Here is a 19,917-nt window from a genome sequence, read left to right as displayed (position 1 = left end):
CCGGCTAGCGTCCGGCGTCCGTGATGCGAGGCCCACGATGCGCCGTACTCTTTCGTTGCTGTCGTTCGTTGTTCTTATCGGCGGCGCGCTGAATGGCCGGGCCGCCGCCACTGACACCACCGCCATTGCTCTCGACGACTTCAGTTACACCGATACCTCGGCCGAGCCGGCCGACCAGAGAGCCGCCCATGAGCGACGGCTCCAGGCCTTCATGGTTGCGCTCCGGCGAGACATCGCCGCCGATCCGCGGTACCGGCTTGCGCCGTCGGTGCAGGATGGCGCCGCCTTCAAGGTTATCGGCGGCATCCAGAAGACGAGCACGCTGGTGCAATGGGCCAAGGTCGCCGTGATCGACGTCGGCGCCAGGACGGTCGTGATGGACAAGCTCTACACCTTCCGCGGCGACAACGACGAATCGTGGGAACGCGCCGAGATGTTCGTCTCTCGCGAAATCATGGGCGCGCTGGCGCCGCGTTAGAACGTCAGCTGCACCTTCATCGACTGCGAGCGGTCGCTGGCGAGTTCAAACGCGGCGACCGCGTTCTCGAACCGCATGGTGGCCGTGATCAACGGTTTGACGTCGATCAGGCCGTCGCCCATCAGCCGCACGGCGAGCTCGAATTCGGGATCGAAGCGGAAGGTGCCGCGGAGCTGCAATTCCTTGGCGACGATGGAATTGATCGGCAGCGTCATCTCGCCGCCGAGGCCGAGCTGTACCAGTGTTGCGCCGGGGCGGAGCACGTCGAGCGCGGTGCGGAGCGCAGCCTGGTTACCAGAGGCTTCGAAGAGCGTGTCGAACACGCCCTTGCCGGCGCGCCAGGGCTCGAGCGCGGCGGCATCGGCCGTGACATTGATGGCGTGGCTTGCGCCGAGCTTCCTGGCTGCCGCGAGCGGCGCCTCGGCGATATCGGTCACCACGATCTCGGACGCACCGCCGAAGCGCGAGACCAGGATCATCAGGGCGCCGATCGGACCGCAGCCGGTGATCAGCACGCGCTTGCCGAGCAAGGGGCCGGCCTGCTTGCCGGCATGCAAGCAAACGGCGAGCGGCTCGGCGACGGCGGCTTCCGCCAGCGACAGTTTGTCGGCAATCGGCACGGCCTGTGTGGCATCGACCGTGATGAACTCGCGGAAGCCGCCCTGCACATGGGGAAAGCGCATCGCGCTGCCGAGGAAGCGCATGTCGAGGCACTGGTTGCGCATGCCTTCCTGGCAATGCAGGCACTGGCCGCACGGCTTGCTCGGATTGACCGCAATGCGCGTGCCAGCCTTTACGTTGGTAACCCCGTCACCAACCGCCGCGACCACGCCGGCGATCTCATGCCCCAACGCCATCGGCTGCTGGATTCGGACCACGCCGAAACCGCCGTGATGGTAGTAATGCAGGTCGGAGCCGCAGATGCCGCCGTTGGCAATCTTGACGCGGACCTCGCCCGGGCCTGGCGCAGGATCGGGACAATCGTCGATCCGCAGATCCTTGGGGGCGTGAATGACGACGGCGCGCATGGTCTCGTTCCCTGGTGTTAGCGATCACATCGCGGCGATCATGCCGCCATCGACATAGATGATCTGGCCGTTGACGTAGGTCGAGGCATCCGACGCCAGGAAGATCGCCGCGCCCACCAGTTCGTCCGGCTTGCCCCAGCGCTTGGAGGGGATGCGGCCCATCAGCCAAGTGTTGAATTCGGTGTTGTTGACCAGCGCCTCGTTCATGTCGGTCAGCATGTAGCCCGGGCCGATCGCGTTGGCCTGGATGCCGTGCTGCGCCCATTCCACCGCCATCGAGCGGGTCAGATTCTTGATGCCGCCCTTGGCCGCGGTGTAGGGCGCGATCGTCGGGCGCGCCAGTTCGCTGCCGAGCGAGCCGATATTGATGATCTTGCCGTGCTTGCGCGGGATCATGCGCTTGCCGGCCTCGCGGCCGATCACGAACGCGCTGGTGAGATCGGTCTCGATCACCTTGCGCCATTCGTCGGTGGTGAACTCGACCAGCGGCTTGCGATGCTGGATGCCGGCATTGTTGACGAGGATGTCGACGGCGATGCCCTTCTTGTCGAATTCGTTGAAGGCCGCGACGATCGAGGGCTCGTCGGTGACGTTGAAGGCGGCGCCTTCGGCCTGATGGCCGGCGGCGCGAAACTCGGCGACGGCCTGCTCGACGCGCTTAGGGTCGACGCCATTGATGATGATTTTTGCGCCGGCCTTGGCCAGACCTTCGGCGATTGCGCGGCCGAGCCCGCGGGAGGAGCCGGTCACGAGCGCGGTGCGGCCGGAAAGGTCGAAGAGGGCAGTGCTCATTTCAAAAGATCCTCAAGCGTTGGAGCGGCGCGCGATCAGATCGGAGCGCTCGAATACGGCGGGCAGAAGGTCGACGCCAAGGCCGGGACCTTCCATCGGGAAGACATAACCGTCCTTGATCACGGGCATCGTGGTGACGAGTTCATTGTACCAGCCCTTGTAGAAGGCGCGCACCGATTCCTGGATCAGCGTGTTGGGTTGGCTGAACGACATGTGGATGGCGGCGATGAAGCCGATCGGGCCGATGCAATCATGCGGCGCGAAGGGCCGGTGGTAGGTCTCGGCCATGGCCGCGATCTTGCGGCCTTCGGTGAGGCCGCCGGTCCAGCACAGATCCGCCATCACCACGTGCATGGCGTCGCGGTCGAGCATGTCCTTGTAGGGGAAGCGCGAGCCCAGCGTCTCGCTGGCGCAGACCCAGACGTCGGTCGAGCGGGCATATTCGGCCAGCGCCTGCGGCGAGTTCATACGGATCGGGTCTTCGTACCAGGTCGGCTTGTAGGGCTCGAGAGCGCGGGCGATCTGTTTGGCGGTCGGCAGATTCCACAACGAATGGAGCTCGACCATGATCTCCATCTTGTCGCCGACGGCCTTGCGGATCTTCTCGAACGGCTCGATCGCCTGCTTCATTTGAGCAGCGGTGATGTAGAGTCCTTTGTTTTCCTGGGCCGCGGGATCGAACGGCCAGATCTTCATCGCGCTAATGCCGCTCTCCAGCAGGCTTTCGGCGAGCGCGTCGGCGCGGTTCATGAAGCCGTCGAGGTCTTCGTAGGGCCCTTTGGACGCCCCGAGATTCCAGTTCGAGACCGGGCTGATGTTGGTGGAGCGGACATATTGCGTGCCGGCGCAGGTGTTGTAGATGCGCTGCTTGTCGCGGCAGAGGCCGCCCAGCATCTGGTGCACTGGCTGGCCGCAGACCTTGCCGAACAGGTCCCACAGCGCGATGTCGATGGCGGATGCCGCGCGATATTCGACACCGGTCGAGGACTGCGCCATCGGCAGGTTCAGCATGTCGCGGTGGATGGCTTCTATATGCAGCGGATTACGGCCGAGCAGGCGGCCGGCAAAGGTGTCGTGGATTTGTGCTTCGACTGCGCCGGCACCGTAGAACGTCTCACCGAGGCCGATCAAACCCGTATCTGTGTGAACGCGCACCCAGATGACATTGGAGAATTCCTCGGTTCGCAGCGTCTCGATCCACGTGATCTTCACGGCCTTTCTCCCATCGCAGGCGCGGTGCGCGCGCCTTGTTGTCGTTTTTGCACCGCAACATGTTGCGGGCCGATGCGAGTCTTACGCTCGCTTGTAATATATCACAACATGTTTTAAGGGTGCCACAAATAGGGCGCCACCCAGCAACGAGAGCGCGGGCTGACAGGAGAGGACGACATGGCACGGCGCAAGCGCGCGCTCGAGGTGGTGAGATCAGACGACGACGGCGAGGGCAGGCCCTCGCGGCGCAATCGTCTCAATTTCTTCGAGCTGGCCTATCAGAAGATCGAGGAGCTGCTGGTTCATTGCGAGCTCAAGCCCGGTCAGTTCATGACCATGCTGGAGCTGCAGCAGATCACGGGCTTCGGGCGCACGCCGGTGCACCACGCCGTTAACAGGCTCTCCGCCGACACGCTCATCATCATCCGTCCGCGCCACGGCCTGCATATCGCGCCGATTGATCTCGCGCGCGAGCGCATGCTGCTCGGCCTGCGCCGCGATATGGAGCGTTTTGTCATTCGCCTCGCGGCCGATCGTGCCAGCCTCTCGCATCGCAATCAGGCGCTGCACATCGAGCGGGTGCTGCGCGAGCGCCGCGCCACGTTGAGCCTCGACGAATTCAACAGCATCGACCGGCGCATCGACGCGCTGGTGCTGGAAGCAGCGGGAGAGCCGTTCCTGGTGCATACATTGCGGCCGCTGCACACCCTGTATCGCCGCATCGGCTACATCCACCACCGCTTCATGCCGGGGCAGGCCGATCTGTCAGGAACGATCGATCACCATCTCAGTATTCTCAACGCGGTCGCGAACCGCCGCGTCGAGGATGCCGTGAAGGCGAGCGACGCCCTGATCGACTACATGGACGAGATGTTCACGGGCATGGAGGCGGGGATTGATCCCCGCCTGCTCGATTGCAGCATCGAGCCGCTGCTCGGCGCGTAAAAAATTCTGAAGAGAGGACCAAACATGTCAACGATGGCCGTGCCACAACCGACCGCGAGCGAAGCTGCGGTCCGCTACCTCATCACCAATTACAGTCCCAAGGGCAGCAAGGTCGGCTGGCTGATGATGGCCTCGATCCTGGTCGAGGCCTGGGATCTCTATTCGATCGCCTTCGTGCTGATCTTCATCAAGGAGCAGTACAATCCCGATCCCCTCATGCTCGGCCTTGCCGCGGCTGGCACGCAGGGCGGTGCGCTGATCGGCGCGCTGCTGGGCGGCTGGCTGTCCGACAAGATCGGCCGCCGCGTGATGTTCCTGGTGACGATGGTGATGTTCATCGTGCTGGCGCTGGCGCAGGCCTTCGTCCCCAACGTTATCTGGCTGGTCGTGATCCGCTTCCTGCTCGGCATTCCGCTCGGCTCGGACATCTCGACCGGCTACACCTACATCATGGAATCCATGGCCAAGGGTGAGCGCGAGGTCATGGGCAACCGGTGGCAGTTCATGTTCGCCGTCGGCGAGGTGCTGACCATCGGCGTCATCGTGATCTTCCTGCTGCTCGACATCCATCACGAGACGCTGTGGCGCGTGACGCTCGGCCTCGGTGCGGTGCCGGCGCTGATCATTCTGATCATGCGCCACGACGTGCCGGAGACGGCGGTGTGGCTGGTGCAGAAGGGCCGCTTCCGCGAGGCCAAGCAGGTCGCGCGCGAGATGTTCAACGATGATCTCGCCATGCTGCCGGACCAGGACCAGGTCGTGCCCAAGGTCTCGACCCGTGCCTTCCTCGCCGATCTCAAGAAGGATCCGATCCGCTGGCGCGCCACGATCTACGGCTGGATCGCCTGCTTTGCGCAAGGCAGCGAGTTCTCGACCTTCGCGTTCTATCTGCCGGTGTTGTTCGTGATGGTCGGCGTGTCGAGCGTGCTCGGCAACAATCTGGTGACGATGGCGCTGTTCTGCTTTGCGGCGGTCTCGGGCTGGGTCGGTCCGCTCCTGACGCCCAAGATTGGCCATCGCGGCATCGCCATTGCCGGCTTCTCGATCGTGCTGGCGTCGCTTCTGGTCGCGGCCTTCGCGCTCTACACCGACAACAAGATGCTGCTGCCGTTCGCGGCCGCCGCCATGCTGTGGGGGCATTACTGGGATGCGTCGAACTGCATGACGATCCCGACCATGGTCGCCAAGCCGAAATACCGCGGCACCGCCAGCGGCTTCGCCTACATGTTCGTGAAGCTGCCGTCGTTCCTGGCGATCTTCCTGTTCCCATCGCTGTTCGCTGCGATCGGGCAGGCCAATGCCACGCTGTTCGTCGCGATCTTCCCGTTGATCGGATTGCTCGCCGCCATCTTCATCCTGCCGGAAGTCTACGGCTACGAGAACGACTAGAGCATGCGTAACCCGGTCGCGGCCGTCGTGGCCGCGATCGGGTCGCCAAAACTTAAGGACTCAGGAAGGCCGGATCGATGCCCGTCGCAGCCTGACCGAGCAAGCCCATCGCCTGAAGCTGGGCGCTGTGCAGGTCGATCTGGACGATGGCGAACAAGGCCAACAGCACGACGGCCGTGAAGACGAGCATCGGGTGCGAGCCGTCACTTGCCGGGGCGAAAGTCCGGAGCGAGCGACGCAGCGAAAAACCTTGCGGCAATGCCTTTGACTGGATCTGCATGATGAATCTCCTCGCCGCGCCCTATGGAGGCTGCGCGACGAAGTGAAGTATAGGCCCGCGCCTGCCGGCCACATTGATGCGCCGCAAACAGCGCGCGATTACCGGATGGCCGCCGCGAGCGCGGCAATCAGTGCAGGTGGTGTGACCAAGAGGCCAAGCTTGAGAAACGGCCAGGCGCCGACTTCGATCTTCTCCCGCCGCAGCGCGACCAGCCAGAGAATAGTCGCAAGCGAGCCTGTGACCGACAGATTGGGCCCTAGATCGACGCCGATCAGGATGGCGCTGACGACAGATGCCGGCAGATGATCGCTCGCGGCAACCGAGCCGGCGACGAGCCCGACCGGCAGGTTGTTGGCGATGTTGTCGGCGATCGCGGTGGCGATCCCGACGCTCCAGGCCGCTTGCGGGACCGATTGCGCGACCGCTTGATGCAGCAGCGCGCTGAGCTGTCCGATCACGCCGGTCTTCACCAGCGCCTCCACCATCACGAAGAGGCCGCCGACCAGCGGCAGCACGCTCCAGGAGACGCCGCGCAGCACAGGCAAGGGCGATTGACGGCTGATCAGCAGCACGATGGCGGCCGTGACCACGCCGCAAATGAAGGTCGGCAGGCCCAATTGCTTGTCGAGTGCCGATGCCGTGACCAGCACGAGACCGATGGCGACGATGCCGATGGCCGTGAGCTTGCCGCCGCGGCCGAGCTTTGGATGCGGCACGCTGCGCGCGATGCTCTCTTCTTTGAGCGCGCGATGCTGGGTCAGACGCAGCACGACGTAGGTCAGCACGATCGAGGCCACCGACGGCAGGGCGAACAGGCGCAGCCATTCACCGAGCTGCGGCATGCGTGCGCCGAACACGACGAGATTGGCGGGGTTCGAGATCGGCAGCACGAAGCTGGCGGCATTGGCGATGAAGGCGCAGACGAACAGATAGGGCAGCGGTTTCGCGCCGGCCGCGCGCGTTGCGGCATAGACGGCGGGCGTCAGCACGATTGCGGTGGCATCGTTCGAGAGCAGCACGGTGACGAGCGTGCCGACGAGGTAGATCAGCAGGAACAGCCGTTGCGGCGAACCGTGTGCGTGTTCGACAGCGAACGCCGCCAGATAATCGAACAGGCCCTCGAGCCGCGCCAGCTCGGCGATCAGCATCATGCCGATCAGGAAGAGGTAGACGTCGATGCCTTTCTCGATGCCGAGCAGCGCATCCCGCCACGACAGGAAACCTGCCAGCACCAGGGCGCCGGCGCCGAGCACGGCCCAGATCGCCTCGGGCAGGCGAAACGGGCGGATGATGACGCACGCAGTCGCGACAACGATGATGCTCCAGGCCCAGATGGCGTCAGACGGCACGTTCAATCCTTCGAGCGAGATGGGTTCATTCGGCAGCGATAGCGGAAGCCGGCGCCGTTGTCTTCCCCTGCGGCCGCGGAGCGCCATCCTTGACGTGTCGCGTCTCGGGGAGCGCGAGGAGGCAGATGATCACGCCGATCGCGGCAACCGCGCCAAGCGTGATGAAGGCGGCGCTGTAACCGGCGCCGACCACGACAAAGCCCGCGAGGGTTGTCGACAGCGCCGCGCCGATGCCCTGCGCCGTGATCACGGCGCCTTGTGCGATATTGAAGCGACCGGTGTTGCGCATGAGGTCGGCGACGATCACGGGGAAGATCGCGCCGAAAATGCCGGCGCCGACGCCATCGAGCAGCTGCACGCCGACCAGCCAGAACGGATTATCCGACAGCGTATAGAGCGCGGCTCGGATCGGCAGGATCAGGAGCGCAGCGAGGAAGAATCGCTTGTGGCCCCAGCCATCGGCCTTGGCGCCGACCAGCATCGCAAACGGCACCATCACCAATTGCGCCGCGACGATGCAGGCCGACATCAGGCTGGTGCCCATGTTCTTGTCCTGCAGCGCCAGCTTCTGCCCGACCAGCGGCAGCATTGCCGCGTTGGAGAGGTGAAAAAGCGCCGTGCAGATCGCGAAGACGAGCAGGGGCCGACAGCTCAGGAGCACGCCGAGGCCGGTGGGCTGCTCGTGTTCGCGGCTGCTCTCGGCGCCGTGCAGGCCACGGGCCAGATCGTGATCGATAACGGCTTCGGGGATCGTGAGGATGCTGACGAGACTCGCGACCGCCATGGCGCCGAGCAAATAGAACACCACGGTCGGACCGAACCAACAGGCGGACACGCCCGCGAGTCCTGCGGCGACGGCATTGCCGGCATGATTAAACGTCTCGTTGCGGCCGATTCGTCGGGTGAAGGCCGCGTGACCAAATATGCCGAGCGAGACCGCGGCAATTGCCGGCGGAAAAATCACGGCGGCCGCCTGCGCAATGCCTTGCGAGACCGCGACCGGCAGGAAGGTCGGAAACAAGGGTAGCGACAGCGAGGCGAGTGTTACCATGACGGCAGCCAGCGCCATCACCAGGCGTTTTGCCCTGATCGCATCGACCAGTGCGCCGGCCGGCGTCTGCGCCACGATGCCGGCGATGGTGGCGATCGACATGACCACGCCGATGCGCGCTTCGTCCCAGTGCTGCTCGGTAAGAAGATAGACGGCCAGATAAGGTCCGAGCCCGTCGCGAACGTCGGCGAGGAAGAAGTTGGCCGCATCCAGCGCGCGGCCGGCTCGCTTTGCCTGATCGGGATATTGGCTCGACATCGGTGTCTCGATCAAGGCTTCCAGCGGCTCCGGCAGCAACCTTCATGCTAACTGCCGAGTTCCCCTGATCACGCAGGGCTCATCAAAACTTGACCGCTAGCAGCACCGCGCCAGCGCCGATCATGGTGATGCCGATCCAGCCCTGCGCTGTCGGCCGCTCGCCGAGAAAGGCGAAGGCGAACAGAGCAACGAGAACGACGCTGAGCTTGTCGATCGGTGCCACCAGCGTGGCGGGCCCGAGCTTGAGCGCCCGGAAATAGCACAGCCACGACGCGCCGGTCGCTAGCCCCGAGAGCACCAGGAAGAGCCATGTTTTCGCGGAGACCGCCGAGGGGACGACGAACTGTCCGGTGACGAACAGCAGCATCGAGAAGGCGAGCAGGACCACGATGGTGCGGATGAACGTCGCCAGATCCGGATTGATGTTCTCGACCCCGATCTTGGCGAAAATCGCGGTCAATGCGGCGAAGCAGGCGGAGAGGAGCGCCCAGGTCTGCCAGGCGGAGAGGAGGGCGGGTTTCATAAAAGAAGATCCTTAGCGCGCCACCGACAGTTTCTCGGTGATGGCCTTGCGCAGGATACGCGAGAGCGATTCCACCGAATATGGCTTCTGGATCAGCTCGAAGCCGCGATGGGCGTTTTCCGCGAGCACGTTGCTGTAGCCGGAGGTGAGGACGACGGGCAGGCCCGGATAGCGCTCGCGGATGATGCCGGCGAGCTCGACGCCGTTCATGCCGGGCATGATGACGTCGGAGAACACCAGATCGACCGCGAATTCGTTCTCGCCGAGGATGGCCAGCGCCGCATTGGCGTTGGCGACGCGGCGGGTGACATAGCCGAGGTCTTCCAAGAGCTCGGTCGAGAACTGGCCGACATCGTCATTGTCCTCGACCACGAGCACGCGATAGCCGCGGCCGGTGGTGGCCTCACTGGTGAGCGCTGCGGCTTCCTTCTCGGCGACGGGACTCTGCGCCTGCGGCAGGTAGATGGTGAAGGTCGCCCCTTGGCCTTCTGTGCTCGTTACCGCGATGTCGCCCTCGGACTGCTTGGCGAAGCCGAAGGCCTGGCTGAGACCGAGGCCGGTGCCTTTGCCGACCTCCTTGGTGGTGAAGAACGGCTCGAAGATGGCATCGATGTTTTCGGGCGCGATGCCGCTGCCGGTATCGGCGACCGAGATCGCGACATAGTCGCCGCTGCGCGCCGATTGCGCCCGCAGGTTCGGGATGCCCCGGACTTTGCGGACCGAAATGGTGAGGCGGCCTTCGCCGTCCATGGCGTCGCGGGCATTGATGGCGAGGTTGATCAGCGCAGTCTCGAACTGCGCGATGTCAGCGACGGTAAAGCAGTCGGCATCGTCGATCTCGACCACGATCTCGATGCGGCCGCCGACCAGCGGGCGTACGAGCTGCGCCACGCTTTCGACCTGGCTGCCGACGTTGAAGATCTGCGGCTTCAGGGGCTGCCTACGCGCGAACGCCAGCAGTTGGGCGGTCAGCTTCGAGGCGCGCTCGACGGTATCGGAGATGGCGTCGACATAGCGGCGACGGCGCTCGTCCGGCAGCTCGCGGCGGCGCAGGAAGTCGGTCGCCGAGCGGATGATGGTGAGGAGATTGTTGAAATCGTGCGCGACGCCGCCGGTGAGCTGGCCGATCGCTTCCATCTTCTGCGACTGCCGCAGCGCTTCCTCGCCGCGGCGGCGCTCGGTGATGTCGACGGCCTCGGGCACCGCGCCGGTGATGTTGCCGTGGCGATCGAGCACCGGGCGCATGCCGAACTCGAAATCGCGCTCGCCGATCGGCAGCCGCAGCCGCATCTCCATACGCACAGGCTGGCCTTTCAGCACGGTCTCGAAGGCCTCGCGTACGGCGGCGCTCATGCCGTCTGTGCCCGTGAACCAGGGCGTTTCCCAGAACGGCTTGCCGATCACATCCTCACTGCGCGCCTTGATGCCGTCGAGCGCGGTATTGTTGGCGTAGAGCAATTCGCCCTCGAGGTTGACCAGGCCCTGGTACTGGTTGCTGGTCGCCAGGATCGCGCGCAGCCTTGCCTCGTTGGATTCGAGCTCGGCGGTGCGTTCGGCAATGCGCTCTTCCAGCGTCTCGTTGAGCTTGCGCAGCTCGATCTCGGCCTGTTTGGCGACGGTGATGTCGTGGGCGACGCCGATGAAGCCGATATGCTTGCCGGTCGGATCCCAGCGCGGCTGCGATTCCGAGCGCAGCCAGCGCCATTCGCCGGCGGCATTCTTGTAGCGCGCCTCCAGCACGAACGGTTTGAGCGAAGCTTCGCCCTGCGCCGATTGCTGCAACACATGCGGCAGGTCGTCGGGATGCAGCACCTTGCGCCAGTCGAAGGCGATGGCCTGCTCATAGGGCAGGCCGACGAAATCGACATAAGCCTGATTGGCGAAGGAGCGTGTGCGGTCGAGCTTCGTTACCCAGATCGGCACCGGCGCGCTGTCGGCGATCAGCCGAAAACGTTCTTCACTCTCGCGCAGGGTCTCGCGCGCGAGCGCCTGGTCGGTGATGTCGATATGGGCGCCGACCAGGCGGATGGCGCGGCCGTCGGTGTCGCGCTCGATTTTTGCCACCACACGTATCCAGCGGGTCTGGCCGTCGCTGGGGCGGATAATGCGGTATTCGGCGGTGTAGTCCTCGCTGGCGCCGGCCAGCGCATCGAAGAAATGTTTGACGGTGGCGTCGCGGTCGTCAGGATGGATGCGGCTGACCCAGTCTTCATGGGTCTCGTCGGCGGCCTCGGCCGGCAGCCCGTGGATCATCAGATATTCAGGCGAGCGGCGGTTCTTGAAGCCTTCGCGGAAGTCGACCTCGAGCCCGCCGACTCTGCCGATGCGCTGGATGCGCGCAAGCTCGGCCTCGCGCTCCTGGAGCGCACGATAGGCATTGTCGCGCTCGCGCGCGATTTCTTCGAGGTGCTGGCGCAGCCGTTCGGCGGCGATGGTCTCGGGCAAAGGATCGTTCAAGGCGTCGGCCGTTGTGATGCGAGAGCGCACGTGCCGGGCCGATATTCACACAGACAAAGCGTGATAGCCATTGCTCTAAGGGAAATAGATCAGAAAATGCCCGCCGAGCGCGCGTGGCGGGTATGGGAGAACGCCGGAGCTGGCTATTTGTTCCAAACGTTGGAACGAAGAGGCATCGGCGCGCGTATCTGCGGGCGTCACAACTGATGTTGGTAGAACTCCATTTTCCAAGAGGCTAAAACTTGAAGCTCTTTGTCTGCCAGGACTGCGGCAATGTTCTCTATTTCGAGAACCGCGCTTGCGAACGCTGCGGCCATCGGGTCGCCTTCCTGCCGGAGCAGGAAACCATGTCGGCGGTCGAGCCGGATGGGGAGGGCTGGAAGACCCTTGGGGACAAGAGCGAGAGCCGCATGCTCTGCCGCAACGCCGAATACGACGCCTGCAACTGGCTCACGGATGTTAGCGATGTCACGGGCTTTTGCCGCGCCTGCCGCCACAACGGCATCGTGCCCGACCTCTCCGATCCGGCGCAGCTCGCCGGTTGGCGCGAGCTGGAGGTGGCGAAGCATCGGCTGTTCTATTCCCTGATCCGCTGGAAGCTGCCGCTCCAGACCCGCCAGGACGATCCCGAGCATGGCCTGATCTTCAATTTCCTCGCCGATGACCCGAGCACCGGGCAGAAGATCATGACCGGCCACGACAACGGCCTGATCACGATCGCGCTCACCGAAACCGACACCATCGAGCGCGAGCGGCGCAGGCTGGAGATGGGCGAGCCGTATCGCACGCTGCTCGGGCATTTCCGCCATGAGGTCGGACATTATTTCTGGGACGTGCTGGTGCGCGATGGTGGGAAGCTGGAGGAATGCCGCGCGGTGTTCGGCGACGACACTGTCGATTACGGTCAGGCCCTGCAGCGCCACTATGCCGAAGGCGCGCCGCCGGACTGGCAGCAGAATTTCGTGTCGGCCTACGCCACCATGCACCCCTGGGAAGATTTCGCCGAGACCTGGGCGCACTATCTCCACATCGTCGATACCCTGGAGATGGCCGGCGAGTTCGGCATGGAGGTGCGCCCCAGGGTCGACCACGGCGGGGAGCTGACGGCGCGGATCCGCTTCAACCCCTACGAGGCGAAGGGCGTCGAGGCGCTTGTCAACGCATGGCTGCCCTTCACCTTCGCCATGAACAGCGTCAACCGCGCCATGGGCTTGCGCGATCTCTATCCCTTTATTCTGTCCCCGGCCGTAGTCGCCAAGCTGGGCTTCATCCACAGCCTGGTCCGGGATGTCGCCAAGGACAAGACCAAGGTCGGGAGGCCGTAAGCCGTCAGAGGCGCTTGCCCGGCCTGTACGGGTCTTGCGCTGGTACGCCAGAGCGGGGCGGATTTAGACCGTTGCCTCCGGCCGATTTTGCTGTACCACGACAGGATACGGCCCCGTCCGGTTGGCCCGCCAACGGCCCGGGAGGGGTCCCGCCCAAGGGACGAAGCTCAAGACAATCATGTTCAAACGCATCCTGATCGCCAATCGCGGCGAAATCGCCTGCCGGGTCATCAAGACCGCCCGCAAGATGGGAATTCAGACGGTGGCCGTCTATTCCGAGGCCGACCGCGACGCCCTCCATGTCGAGATGGCCGACGAGGCCGTCTTGATCGGCCCGCCCGCGGCGGCCGAGAGCTATCTGGTGATCGACAAGATCGTCGAGGCCTGCCGCAAGACGGGCGCCGAGGCCGTCCATCCCGGCTACGGCTTCCTGTCCGAGCGCGAGGCGTTTCCGCGGGCGCTGGAAGCCGCCGGCATCGTCTTTATCGGCCCGAACCCGGGCGCCATTGCAGCGATGGGCGACAAGATCGAATCCAAGAAGGCAGCGGCGAACGCCGACGTCTCGACTGTCCCCGGTTTCCTCGGCGTGATCGAAGACGCCAAGCACGCGGTCCGGATCGCCGACGCGATCGGCTATCCCGTCATGATCAAGGCCTCCGCCGGCGGTGGCGGCAAGGGCATGCGCATCGCCTACTCGACCGGGGAGGTCGAGGAGGGATTTGGCCTCGCCAAAGCAGAAGCGAAGGCCTCGTTCGGCGACGACCGCGTCTTCATTGAGAAGTTCATCGTCGATCCCCGCCATATCGAGATCCAGGTGCTGGGCGACAAGCACGGCAACGTGATCTATCTCGGCGAGCGCGAATGCTCAATCCAGCGCCGCAACCAGAAGGTCATCGAGGAGGCGCCGTCGCCGCTGCTCGACGAGGCCACCCGCCGCAAGATGGGCGAGCAGGCGGTCGCGCTGGCCAAGGCGGTGAATTATGATTCCGCCGGCACGGTCGAATTCGTCGCAGGGCAGGACAAGAGTTTCTACTTCCTGGAGATGAACACACGCCTCCAGGTCGAGCATCCCGTCACCGAGCTCGTCACGGGGGTCGATCTCGTCGAGCAGATGATCCGTGTCGCCGCCGGCGAGAAGCTCGCCATCGCGCAGAAGGACGTCACGCTGACCGGCTGGGCCGTCGAGTCGCGCCTCTACGCCGAAGACCCGTTCCGCAACTTCCTGCCGTCGATCGGGCGTCTGGTGAAATACCGTCCGCCGGCGGAAGCCAGCGAGGATGGCATCACGATCCGCAACGACACCGGCGTGCAGGAGGGCGGCGAGATCTCGATCCATTACGATCCGATGATCGCCAAGCTCGTCACGCATGCGCCCTCGCGCGCGGCTGCGATCGAAGCGCAGGCGACTGCGCTCGACTCGTTCTATGTCGATGGCATCAGGCACAACATCCCGTTCCTGTCGGCGCTGATGCATCATCCGCGCTGGCGCGAGGGCCGGCTGTCGACCGGCTTCATCGCCGAGGAATTCCCCAAGGGTTTTGCGGTGCGCCTGCCCGAAGGCGAGGTCGCACGGCGCATCGCCGCGGTCGGTGCCGCCATCGATCACGTGCTCGGCGAGCGCAAGCGGCAGATCTCCGGCCAGATGGGCGGCAGGATCGTACAGCGCGAGCGCCGCCGCGCCGTCTGGCTCGATCGCCAGGAGATCCAGCTCGAGGTGGGACGCGAGGGTGAGGCGATCGCGATCCGCTTCGTCGATGCCGAGGGCAAAGTCGGCAACGCGCACCTCCTGCAGTCGCCGTGGAAGCCGGGCGATCCGGTCTGGCAGGGCACCATCGATGGCCATTTCGTCGCGGTGCAGGCGCGGCCGATTCCGAACGGCATCCGGCTCGCCCATCAGGGCGTCGAGGTGCCCGTCTATGTCTGGACCGAAACGGAAGCGACGTCCGCACGCCTGATGCCGGTCGCCGCGGCTTCCGACACCGGCAAAAAGCTGCTCTGTCCGATGCCTGGCCTCATCGTCTCGATCGCGGTGACCGAGGGGCAGGAGGTCAAGGCCGGCGAAACGCTGGCCGTGGTCGAAGCCATGAAGATGCAGAACGTACTCCGCGCCGAGCAGGACGGCACCGTGAAGAAGATCCACGCCAGCGCCGGCGCGACGCTCGCGGTGGACGCGCTGATTCTGGAGTTTGCGTAACAAACCCACGCTCGTATCCCGGACGCGATGCAATCCACCAGCGTTGCTTCGCAGAGCCGGGGCACGGGAGGCGCCATAGTTACGTTGCTCGCAATGACGGAGTATGTTGCGGCTGCGTCGCAACAGGTGAGGGCACCATGACCTTTCGTTCCCGCCGCGAGAAATTGCGCCACATCCTGTCGGCCTCGGCTTGCGTCCATCCGGGCTCGGTCTACGACGCAATCTCGATCCGTATTGCCGAGGATCTCGGCTTTCCGCTCGGCATGTTCGGCGGCTCGGTGGCCTCGCTCGCGGTGCTCGGCGATCCCGACGTCACCCTGATCACGCTCACGGAGCTTGCCGAGCAGATGCGGCGGATGTCGCGCGCCGCGAGCCTGCCGGTGCTGGTCGATGCCGATCACGGCTATGGCAACGCGCTCAACGTGCGCCGCACGGTGCAGGAGCTGGAGACCGCGGGCGCTGCCGGCCTCACCATCGAGGACACGCTTCTTCCTGCAGCTTTCGGCGAGGCGAAGGCGCAGTTGATCTCGCTGGAGGAGGGCGTCGGCAAGATGAAGGGCGCCCTCGATGCGCGCGGCGATGCCTCGCTCGTCATCATGGGCCGGACCGGCGCGGCCTCGATCACCTCGATCGAGGATGCGATCGAGCGCGCCAGCGCCTATGAAGCGACCGGTGTCGATGCGCTGTTCTTCACCGGGATCAAGTCGTGCGCCGAACTCGAGGCGATCGCGTCCGCCACGCGTCTGCCGATCGTGCTTGGCGACGCGCCCGACGAATTGAACGCGATCGACTATCTCGCCAGCCAGCGCGTACGCATCGCGCTCCAGGGCCACGCGCCGATCGCTGCGGCGACGCAGGCCATCTACGAGGTCCAGAGCGCGTTGCGCGAGGGCACGCCGCCGAAAAACCTCAAAGCCCTCGCATCGTCCGAGCTGACCGGCCGCATCATGCGCGAAGCCGATATCAAGGCGCGCAGCGCCGCTTTTCTCGGGCTGAAGAAATGAGCCGGGCCATTCTCCAGGTCATGATCCGCGGCCGTGTCCAGGGTGTCGGCTATCGCGCCTGGGTCGAGCACACGGCGAGCACGAGCGGGCTCGAAGGCTGGGTCCGCAACCGCCGCGACGGCAGTGTCGAGGCGCTGTTCGCTGGCACGCCGAAACTCGTCGCCGACATGGTCGCGCTATGCCGCCACGGCCCGCCGTCCTCGCATGTCGATAGCGTCACCAGTGAAACCGCCAGTGTCGACGAACTGAACCTGCGCAGGGCAGGGGAGACCTTCTCGGTGTTGCCGACGGTGTGACGGGAACGATCGGCGCTCGCGCCGACGCTTACCTCTCCCTTCGGGAGAGATGCAGAAAAACTCACCTCGGCAGCTTCGCAATCGCTTCGCTCAGCTCGTGGATCTCGTACGGCTTGCGCAGGATCGGGAAATCGCCGCGCACGCCGGCTGCGACGTCGCTGTAGCCGGTGGCGAGCAGGACTGGCAGGCCGGGGCGGATCTGGCGGAGGCGATGGGCGAGGCTGAGCCCGTCCATCTTGCCGGGCATCACGATATCGGAGAACACGAAGTCGATGCTGTTCTGCTCGACCTCATGCAAGGCGGCTTCGGCATCGGCGACGCGGCGTACGCTGTAGCCGAGCTGCTCCAGAAGCCCGGTGCTGACCAGAGCGACGTCGGGATTGTCCTCGACCAGCAGAACCGTGCCGCTGCCGCGCAGGGGCGCCGTCCCGGACGTCTCGCTCGGTGCGGTCGCGGTTTCACGCGGCAGCAGGATGGTGAAAGTCGTGCCCTTGCCGAGCTCGCTTGCAACCCTGACCGTGCCGCCGGCCTGATGCGCAAAGCCGTGCACCTGCGACAGGCCGAGACCGGTGCCTTTTCCGACCGGCTTGGTCGTGAAGAACGGTTCGAAGATCTTGTCGACGACGTCGGAGGGGATGCCGAAGCCGGTATCGGCGACAGTGATGGCGACGAATTCGCCGCTATGCAGCGGATCGTTCAGGACGATGTTGTGCGCGCCGATCGTCACGGTGCCGCCATCCGGCATCGCGTCGCGCGCGTTGATGACGAGGTTGAGCAGTGCCGTCTCGAACTCCGAGACATCGGCCTTGATCGGCCAGATTTCCCGCTCGATCTCGAAGGCGAGGCGGACAGCGCTGCCGACGCCGGCGTGAAGCACCTCCCGGATCGCCTCGATGCGATCGCCGAATTGGATCGGTTGCGGATTGACGCTCTGCCGGCGCGCGAAGGTCAGGAGCTGGCCCGTCAGCGCGGCGCCGCGCTTGGTGGCGGTCTCGATCGCCGAGATCGCGCGCTGCAATCTCGAATCCTCGGAGTCGCCCCTCTTCAGGACATGAAGGCTGCCGCTGATGATCATCAGCAAATTGTTGAAATCGTGCGCGACGCCGCCAGTGAGCTGGCCGAGCGCATCGAACTTCTGCGACTCGGCAAGCTGTCTCTGCATCGCCTCGAGCTTGAGCTGAGTGTTGCGGCGCTCGGTGATGTCGCGAGTGATCTTGGCAAAGCCGACGAGGGTGCCGCCCTCGTAGATCGGGTCGATCACGACGCTGGCCCAGAAGAAGGTGCCGTCCTTGCGGACACGCCAGCCTTCCTCCTCGTAGCGGCCCTGGTCCCGCGCGATGCCGAGCGCACGGGCAGGCTTGCCGTTGGCGCGGTCGGTCTCGGTGTAAAAGCGCGAGAAATGCTGGCCGAGGATCTCCTGGGGCGAATAGCCTTTGATCCGCTCGCCGCCGATATTCCAGCTCGTGATGATGCCGTTCGGGTCGAGCATGTAGAGGGCGTAGTCCGCGACTCCCTCCACCAACAGCCGGAAACTCCGTTCGCTTTCGAACAAGTCTCTCTGTTGATTGAACTTTTTGATCATTCCAGACCCCGCCTGCAACGGGAGCAAACGCGCGAGGCTGCGTTTGGTTCCGCTTCTCTGGGACGTTTTTGGGCAAATGGACCGGACGGTATGCAGGAGGCGGGGGGCCGGGGGCGGCGCTGACCCGGAGGGCATCGCCTGGGCCAACGTCCGGCCGAGGCCGACACCTGGCCGAGGCGGACTTCTGGGAAGCCGCGGCCCGCATGCGCTCGCTGCGCGTGCGACATCGGCTCGTGTTTGGGAGTTGTCGGTACGTGGAGAAACGCAACGCCGGTTGTGGGCACCCCGCGGGCGAGGCAGCCTAATGCTTGCCGCCAAGGCGTGTATCGGTCGCACTTCTAAACGTCGCCGCCACCGCGCGCAGGGCCGCGAGCTTGGCGGGATCGCTCACTTTCGAGTGCAGCATCACTTTCGAGCTGCCGAGTTTGGGCAATTCGTGCGCGGTCCCGATATCGACCAGTCCGGGAGGCGCGATCCGCCGCGCCAGAGGCGCGACAGCGAGGCCGGCGAGTGCGGCGGCGACCACCGCCGTGACACCGCCGCCAACAAACCGTTCGCGCCAGGCGAGGCCGGCCTTGTCGAGTGCGCGCACGGCAACTGCCCGGACGCCGCAGGGCGGAGCGAGGGTCGCGAGCGGCAGTGGCTCGCCCTTCGGCAGCGTGAAGCGTCTTGACGCGAACCAGCCGAATTCGTCCTCCGTCAGCTTCTCGCCGCCGCGACGACTGCCTTCCTGACGTACGATCACCGCATCGAGCTCGCCCGCGTCATAGGCATCCTGCATCTCGCGCGAGAAGCCGATGGTGACGGCAAGCGTGAGGTTTGACGACGTGGCGTGCAGGCGTTCGAGCAGCGGCACCAGTTCAGGGCCTGCGGCGTGATCGGAGATACCGAGCGAGAGCGACCGTGCAGTCGGTGCATCGCCGGAGAGCGCGAGGTCATGCGCGGTCATCAGCGCGCGGGCGCGATCGAGGAACGCCGCGCCATCGGCGGTGAGCCGGACCGCGCGCGGCGAGCGTTCGACGAGGCGCTTTGTCAGCAACGTTTCCAGTCGTTGCAGCTTGAGGCTGACCGCGGCCTGCGTCGTGCCGAGCGCCTCTGCGGCACGGGTGAAGCTCTGCAGGTCGGCAACCAGCAGGAAGGCCTGGACCGTCGCGATGTCGAGTGTCGCTGTCATTACAATCTGTTATCACTGGTATCAATCCTGATAAGATACCAAAATACAGAGGGACGGTCTAGCTTCTCACCAACGCCGCGTCGACCCGGCCGCGGCATTTGAGGAGAACGACCATGCCCCTGATCACCGTAGCCTACACCTCGTCCCGCCAGTCGCCGTCGCTAAAGGCGGATATCGCCAGCGCCGTGTCCGAGCTGACGGCCGGGATTCTGCACAAGGACCCCAACGTCACCGCGATCATCGTGAAGTCGGTCGATGCTGGGGACTGGTTCGCCGGCGGCAAGTCGCTCGCCGAGCAGAAGCTCGCCAGCTACTGGATCGACATCCACGTCACCGAAGGCACCAACACCAAGGATGAGAAGGCGGCCTATCTCGCCGCAATGTTCAAGCGCATGGCCGAGATTTTGGGCTCGCTGCACCCTGAGACCTATCTGCACGTCGACGAGGTCAGGGGCGATGCCTACGGCTTTGGCGGCTTGAGCCAGGAACGCCGTTATATCGCCGGCAAGCTCGACGTGTCGCTGAAGGCAGCGTGAGGCTTTTGAGCCGCGGGTGAGTGATCTCACCCGCGGCTCGTTTG

The 19,917-nt window shown here is 64.9% G+C and carries 17 protein-coding genes and 1 pseudogene; 8 read left to right on the top strand and 10 right to left on the bottom strand.

Annotation, left to right across the window (positions count from 1 at the left end):
- Positions 1–37: 37 nt before the first annotated feature.
- Positions 38–469: pseudogene (locus X265_RS22205) on the top strand (DUF2380 domain-containing protein); the annotation flags it as partial.
- Positions 470–474: 5 nt separating this feature from the next.
- Here the strand turns inward: X265_RS22205 and X265_RS22200 are convergent.
- Genes X265_RS22200 through X265_RS22190 form a run of 3 tightly spaced genes read right to left on the bottom strand, consistent with a single transcriptional unit; the run spans position 475 to position 3,510 of the window.
- Complete coding sequence (locus X265_RS22200; protein ID WP_128966748.1) at positions 475–1,506, bottom strand: L-idonate 5-dehydrogenase; 1,032 nt, start codon at positions 1,504–1,506, stop codon at positions 475–477.
- Between the two features lie 24 nt (positions 1,507–1,530).
- Positions 1,531–2,298 (bottom strand): SDR family oxidoreductase, encoded by a 768-nt coding sequence (locus X265_RS22195; protein WP_128966747.1) that lies wholly within the window; start codon positions 2,296–2,298, stop codon positions 1,531–1,533.
- Positions 2,299–2,310: 12 nt separating this feature from the next.
- Positions 2,311–3,510, bottom strand: a complete 1,200-nt coding sequence (locus X265_RS22190) for a mandelate racemase/muconate lactonizing enzyme family protein (protein ID WP_128966746.1) — start codon at positions 3,508–3,510, stop codon at positions 2,311–2,313.
- A 177-nt stretch (positions 3,511–3,687) separates the two neighbouring features.
- Here X265_RS22190 and X265_RS22185 point away from each other — a divergent pair, with 177 nt between their 5' ends.
- Entirely contained in the window at positions 3,688–4,455 is a 768-nt protein-coding gene (locus X265_RS22185; protein WP_128966745.1) for a GntR family transcriptional regulator, read from the top strand.
- 24 nt (positions 4,456–4,479) lie between these two features.
- Positions 4,480–5,844, top strand: a complete 1,365-nt coding sequence (locus X265_RS22180) for an MFS transporter (protein ID WP_128966744.1) — start codon at positions 4,480–4,482, stop codon at positions 5,842–5,844.
- 52 nt (positions 5,845–5,896) lie between these two features.
- Here the strand turns inward: X265_RS22180 and X265_RS22175 are convergent, their stop codons facing one another.
- From X265_RS22175 to X265_RS22155, 5 genes are all read right to left on the bottom strand, one after another.
- On the bottom strand, positions 5,897–6,124 hold the full coding sequence (locus tag X265_RS22175) for a hypothetical protein (RefSeq protein WP_128966743.1): 228 nt from the start codon (positions 6,122–6,124) through the stop codon (positions 5,897–5,899).
- Positions 6,125–6,222: 98 nt separating this feature from the next.
- The gene (locus X265_RS22170; RefSeq protein WP_164938735.1) at positions 6,223–7,473 is read right to left on the bottom strand and encodes an arsenic transporter; all 1,251 of its coding nucleotides are present in this window, start codon (positions 7,471–7,473) and stop codon (positions 6,223–6,225) included.
- A 25-nt stretch (positions 7,474–7,498) separates the two neighbouring features.
- The gene (locus X265_RS22165; RefSeq protein WP_128966741.1) at positions 7,499–8,782 is read right to left on the bottom strand and encodes an MFS transporter; all 1,284 of its coding nucleotides are present in this window, start codon (positions 8,780–8,782) and stop codon (positions 7,499–7,501) included.
- 82 nt (positions 8,783–8,864) lie between these two features.
- Complete coding sequence (locus X265_RS22160; protein ID WP_128966740.1) at positions 8,865–9,305, bottom strand: EamA family transporter; 441 nt, start codon at positions 9,303–9,305, stop codon at positions 8,865–8,867.
- 12 nt (positions 9,306–9,317) lie between these two features.
- Complete coding sequence (locus X265_RS22155; RefSeq protein WP_128966739.1) at positions 9,318–11,792, bottom strand: hybrid sensor histidine kinase/response regulator; 2,475 nt, start codon at positions 11,790–11,792, stop codon at positions 9,318–9,320.
- 212 nt (positions 11,793–12,004) lie between these two features.
- On the opposite strand from X265_RS22155, the gene X265_RS22150 reads away from it, so the two are divergent.
- The 4 genes from X265_RS22150 to X265_RS22135 all read left to right on the top strand — a co-directional run bounded on the left by X265_RS22150 (position 12,005) and on the right by X265_RS22135 (position 16,581).
- Complete coding sequence (locus X265_RS22150) at positions 12,005–13,087, top strand: zinc-binding metallopeptidase family protein (protein ID WP_128966738.1); 1,083 nt, start codon at positions 12,005–12,007, stop codon at positions 13,085–13,087.
- 178 nt (positions 13,088–13,265) lie between these two features.
- On the top strand, positions 13,266–15,281 hold the full coding sequence (locus X265_RS22145) for an acetyl-CoA carboxylase biotin carboxylase subunit (RefSeq protein WP_128966737.1): 2,016 nt from the start codon (positions 13,266–13,268) through the stop codon (positions 15,279–15,281).
- A gap of 137 nt (positions 15,282–15,418) precedes the next feature.
- A complete protein-coding gene (locus X265_RS22140; RefSeq protein WP_128966736.1) occupies positions 15,419–16,285 on the top strand; it encodes an isocitrate lyase/PEP mutase family protein in 867 nt (288 codons plus the stop codon).
- Complete coding sequence (locus X265_RS22135) at positions 16,282–16,581, top strand: acylphosphatase (RefSeq protein ID WP_128966735.1); 300 nt, start codon at positions 16,282–16,284, stop codon at positions 16,579–16,581. Before X265_RS22140 ends, X265_RS22135 begins: the two co-directional genes overlap by 4 nt.
- A 61-nt stretch (positions 16,582–16,642) precedes the next feature.
- Here X265_RS22135 and X265_RS22130 read toward each other — a convergent pair whose 3' ends face one another.
- Complete coding sequence (locus X265_RS22130) at positions 16,643–18,163, bottom strand: PAS domain-containing sensor histidine kinase (RefSeq protein ID WP_128966734.1); 1,521 nt, start codon at positions 18,161–18,163, stop codon at positions 16,643–16,645.
- 301 nt (positions 18,164–18,464) lie between these two features.
- The gene (locus X265_RS22125) at positions 18,465–19,337 is read right to left on the bottom strand and encodes a LysR family transcriptional regulator (RefSeq protein WP_128966733.1); all 873 of its coding nucleotides are present in this window, start codon (positions 19,335–19,337) and stop codon (positions 18,465–18,467) included.
- A gap of 113 nt (positions 19,338–19,450) precedes the next feature.
- Between X265_RS22125 and X265_RS22120 the strand changes: the two genes are divergently transcribed.
- Positions 19,451–19,873, top strand: a complete 423-nt coding sequence (locus X265_RS22120; RefSeq protein WP_128966732.1) for a tautomerase family protein — start codon at positions 19,451–19,453, stop codon at positions 19,871–19,873.
- The last annotated feature ends 44 nt before the right edge of the window (positions 19,874–19,917 follow it).

Origin of the sequence: Bradyrhizobium guangdongense (assembly GCF_004114975.1) — a bacterium.
Classification (GTDB): Bacteria; Pseudomonadota; Alphaproteobacteria; order Rhizobiales; family Xanthobacteraceae; genus Bradyrhizobium; species Bradyrhizobium guangdongense.
This window is presented reverse-complemented; position numbering and strand designations above follow the sequence as displayed.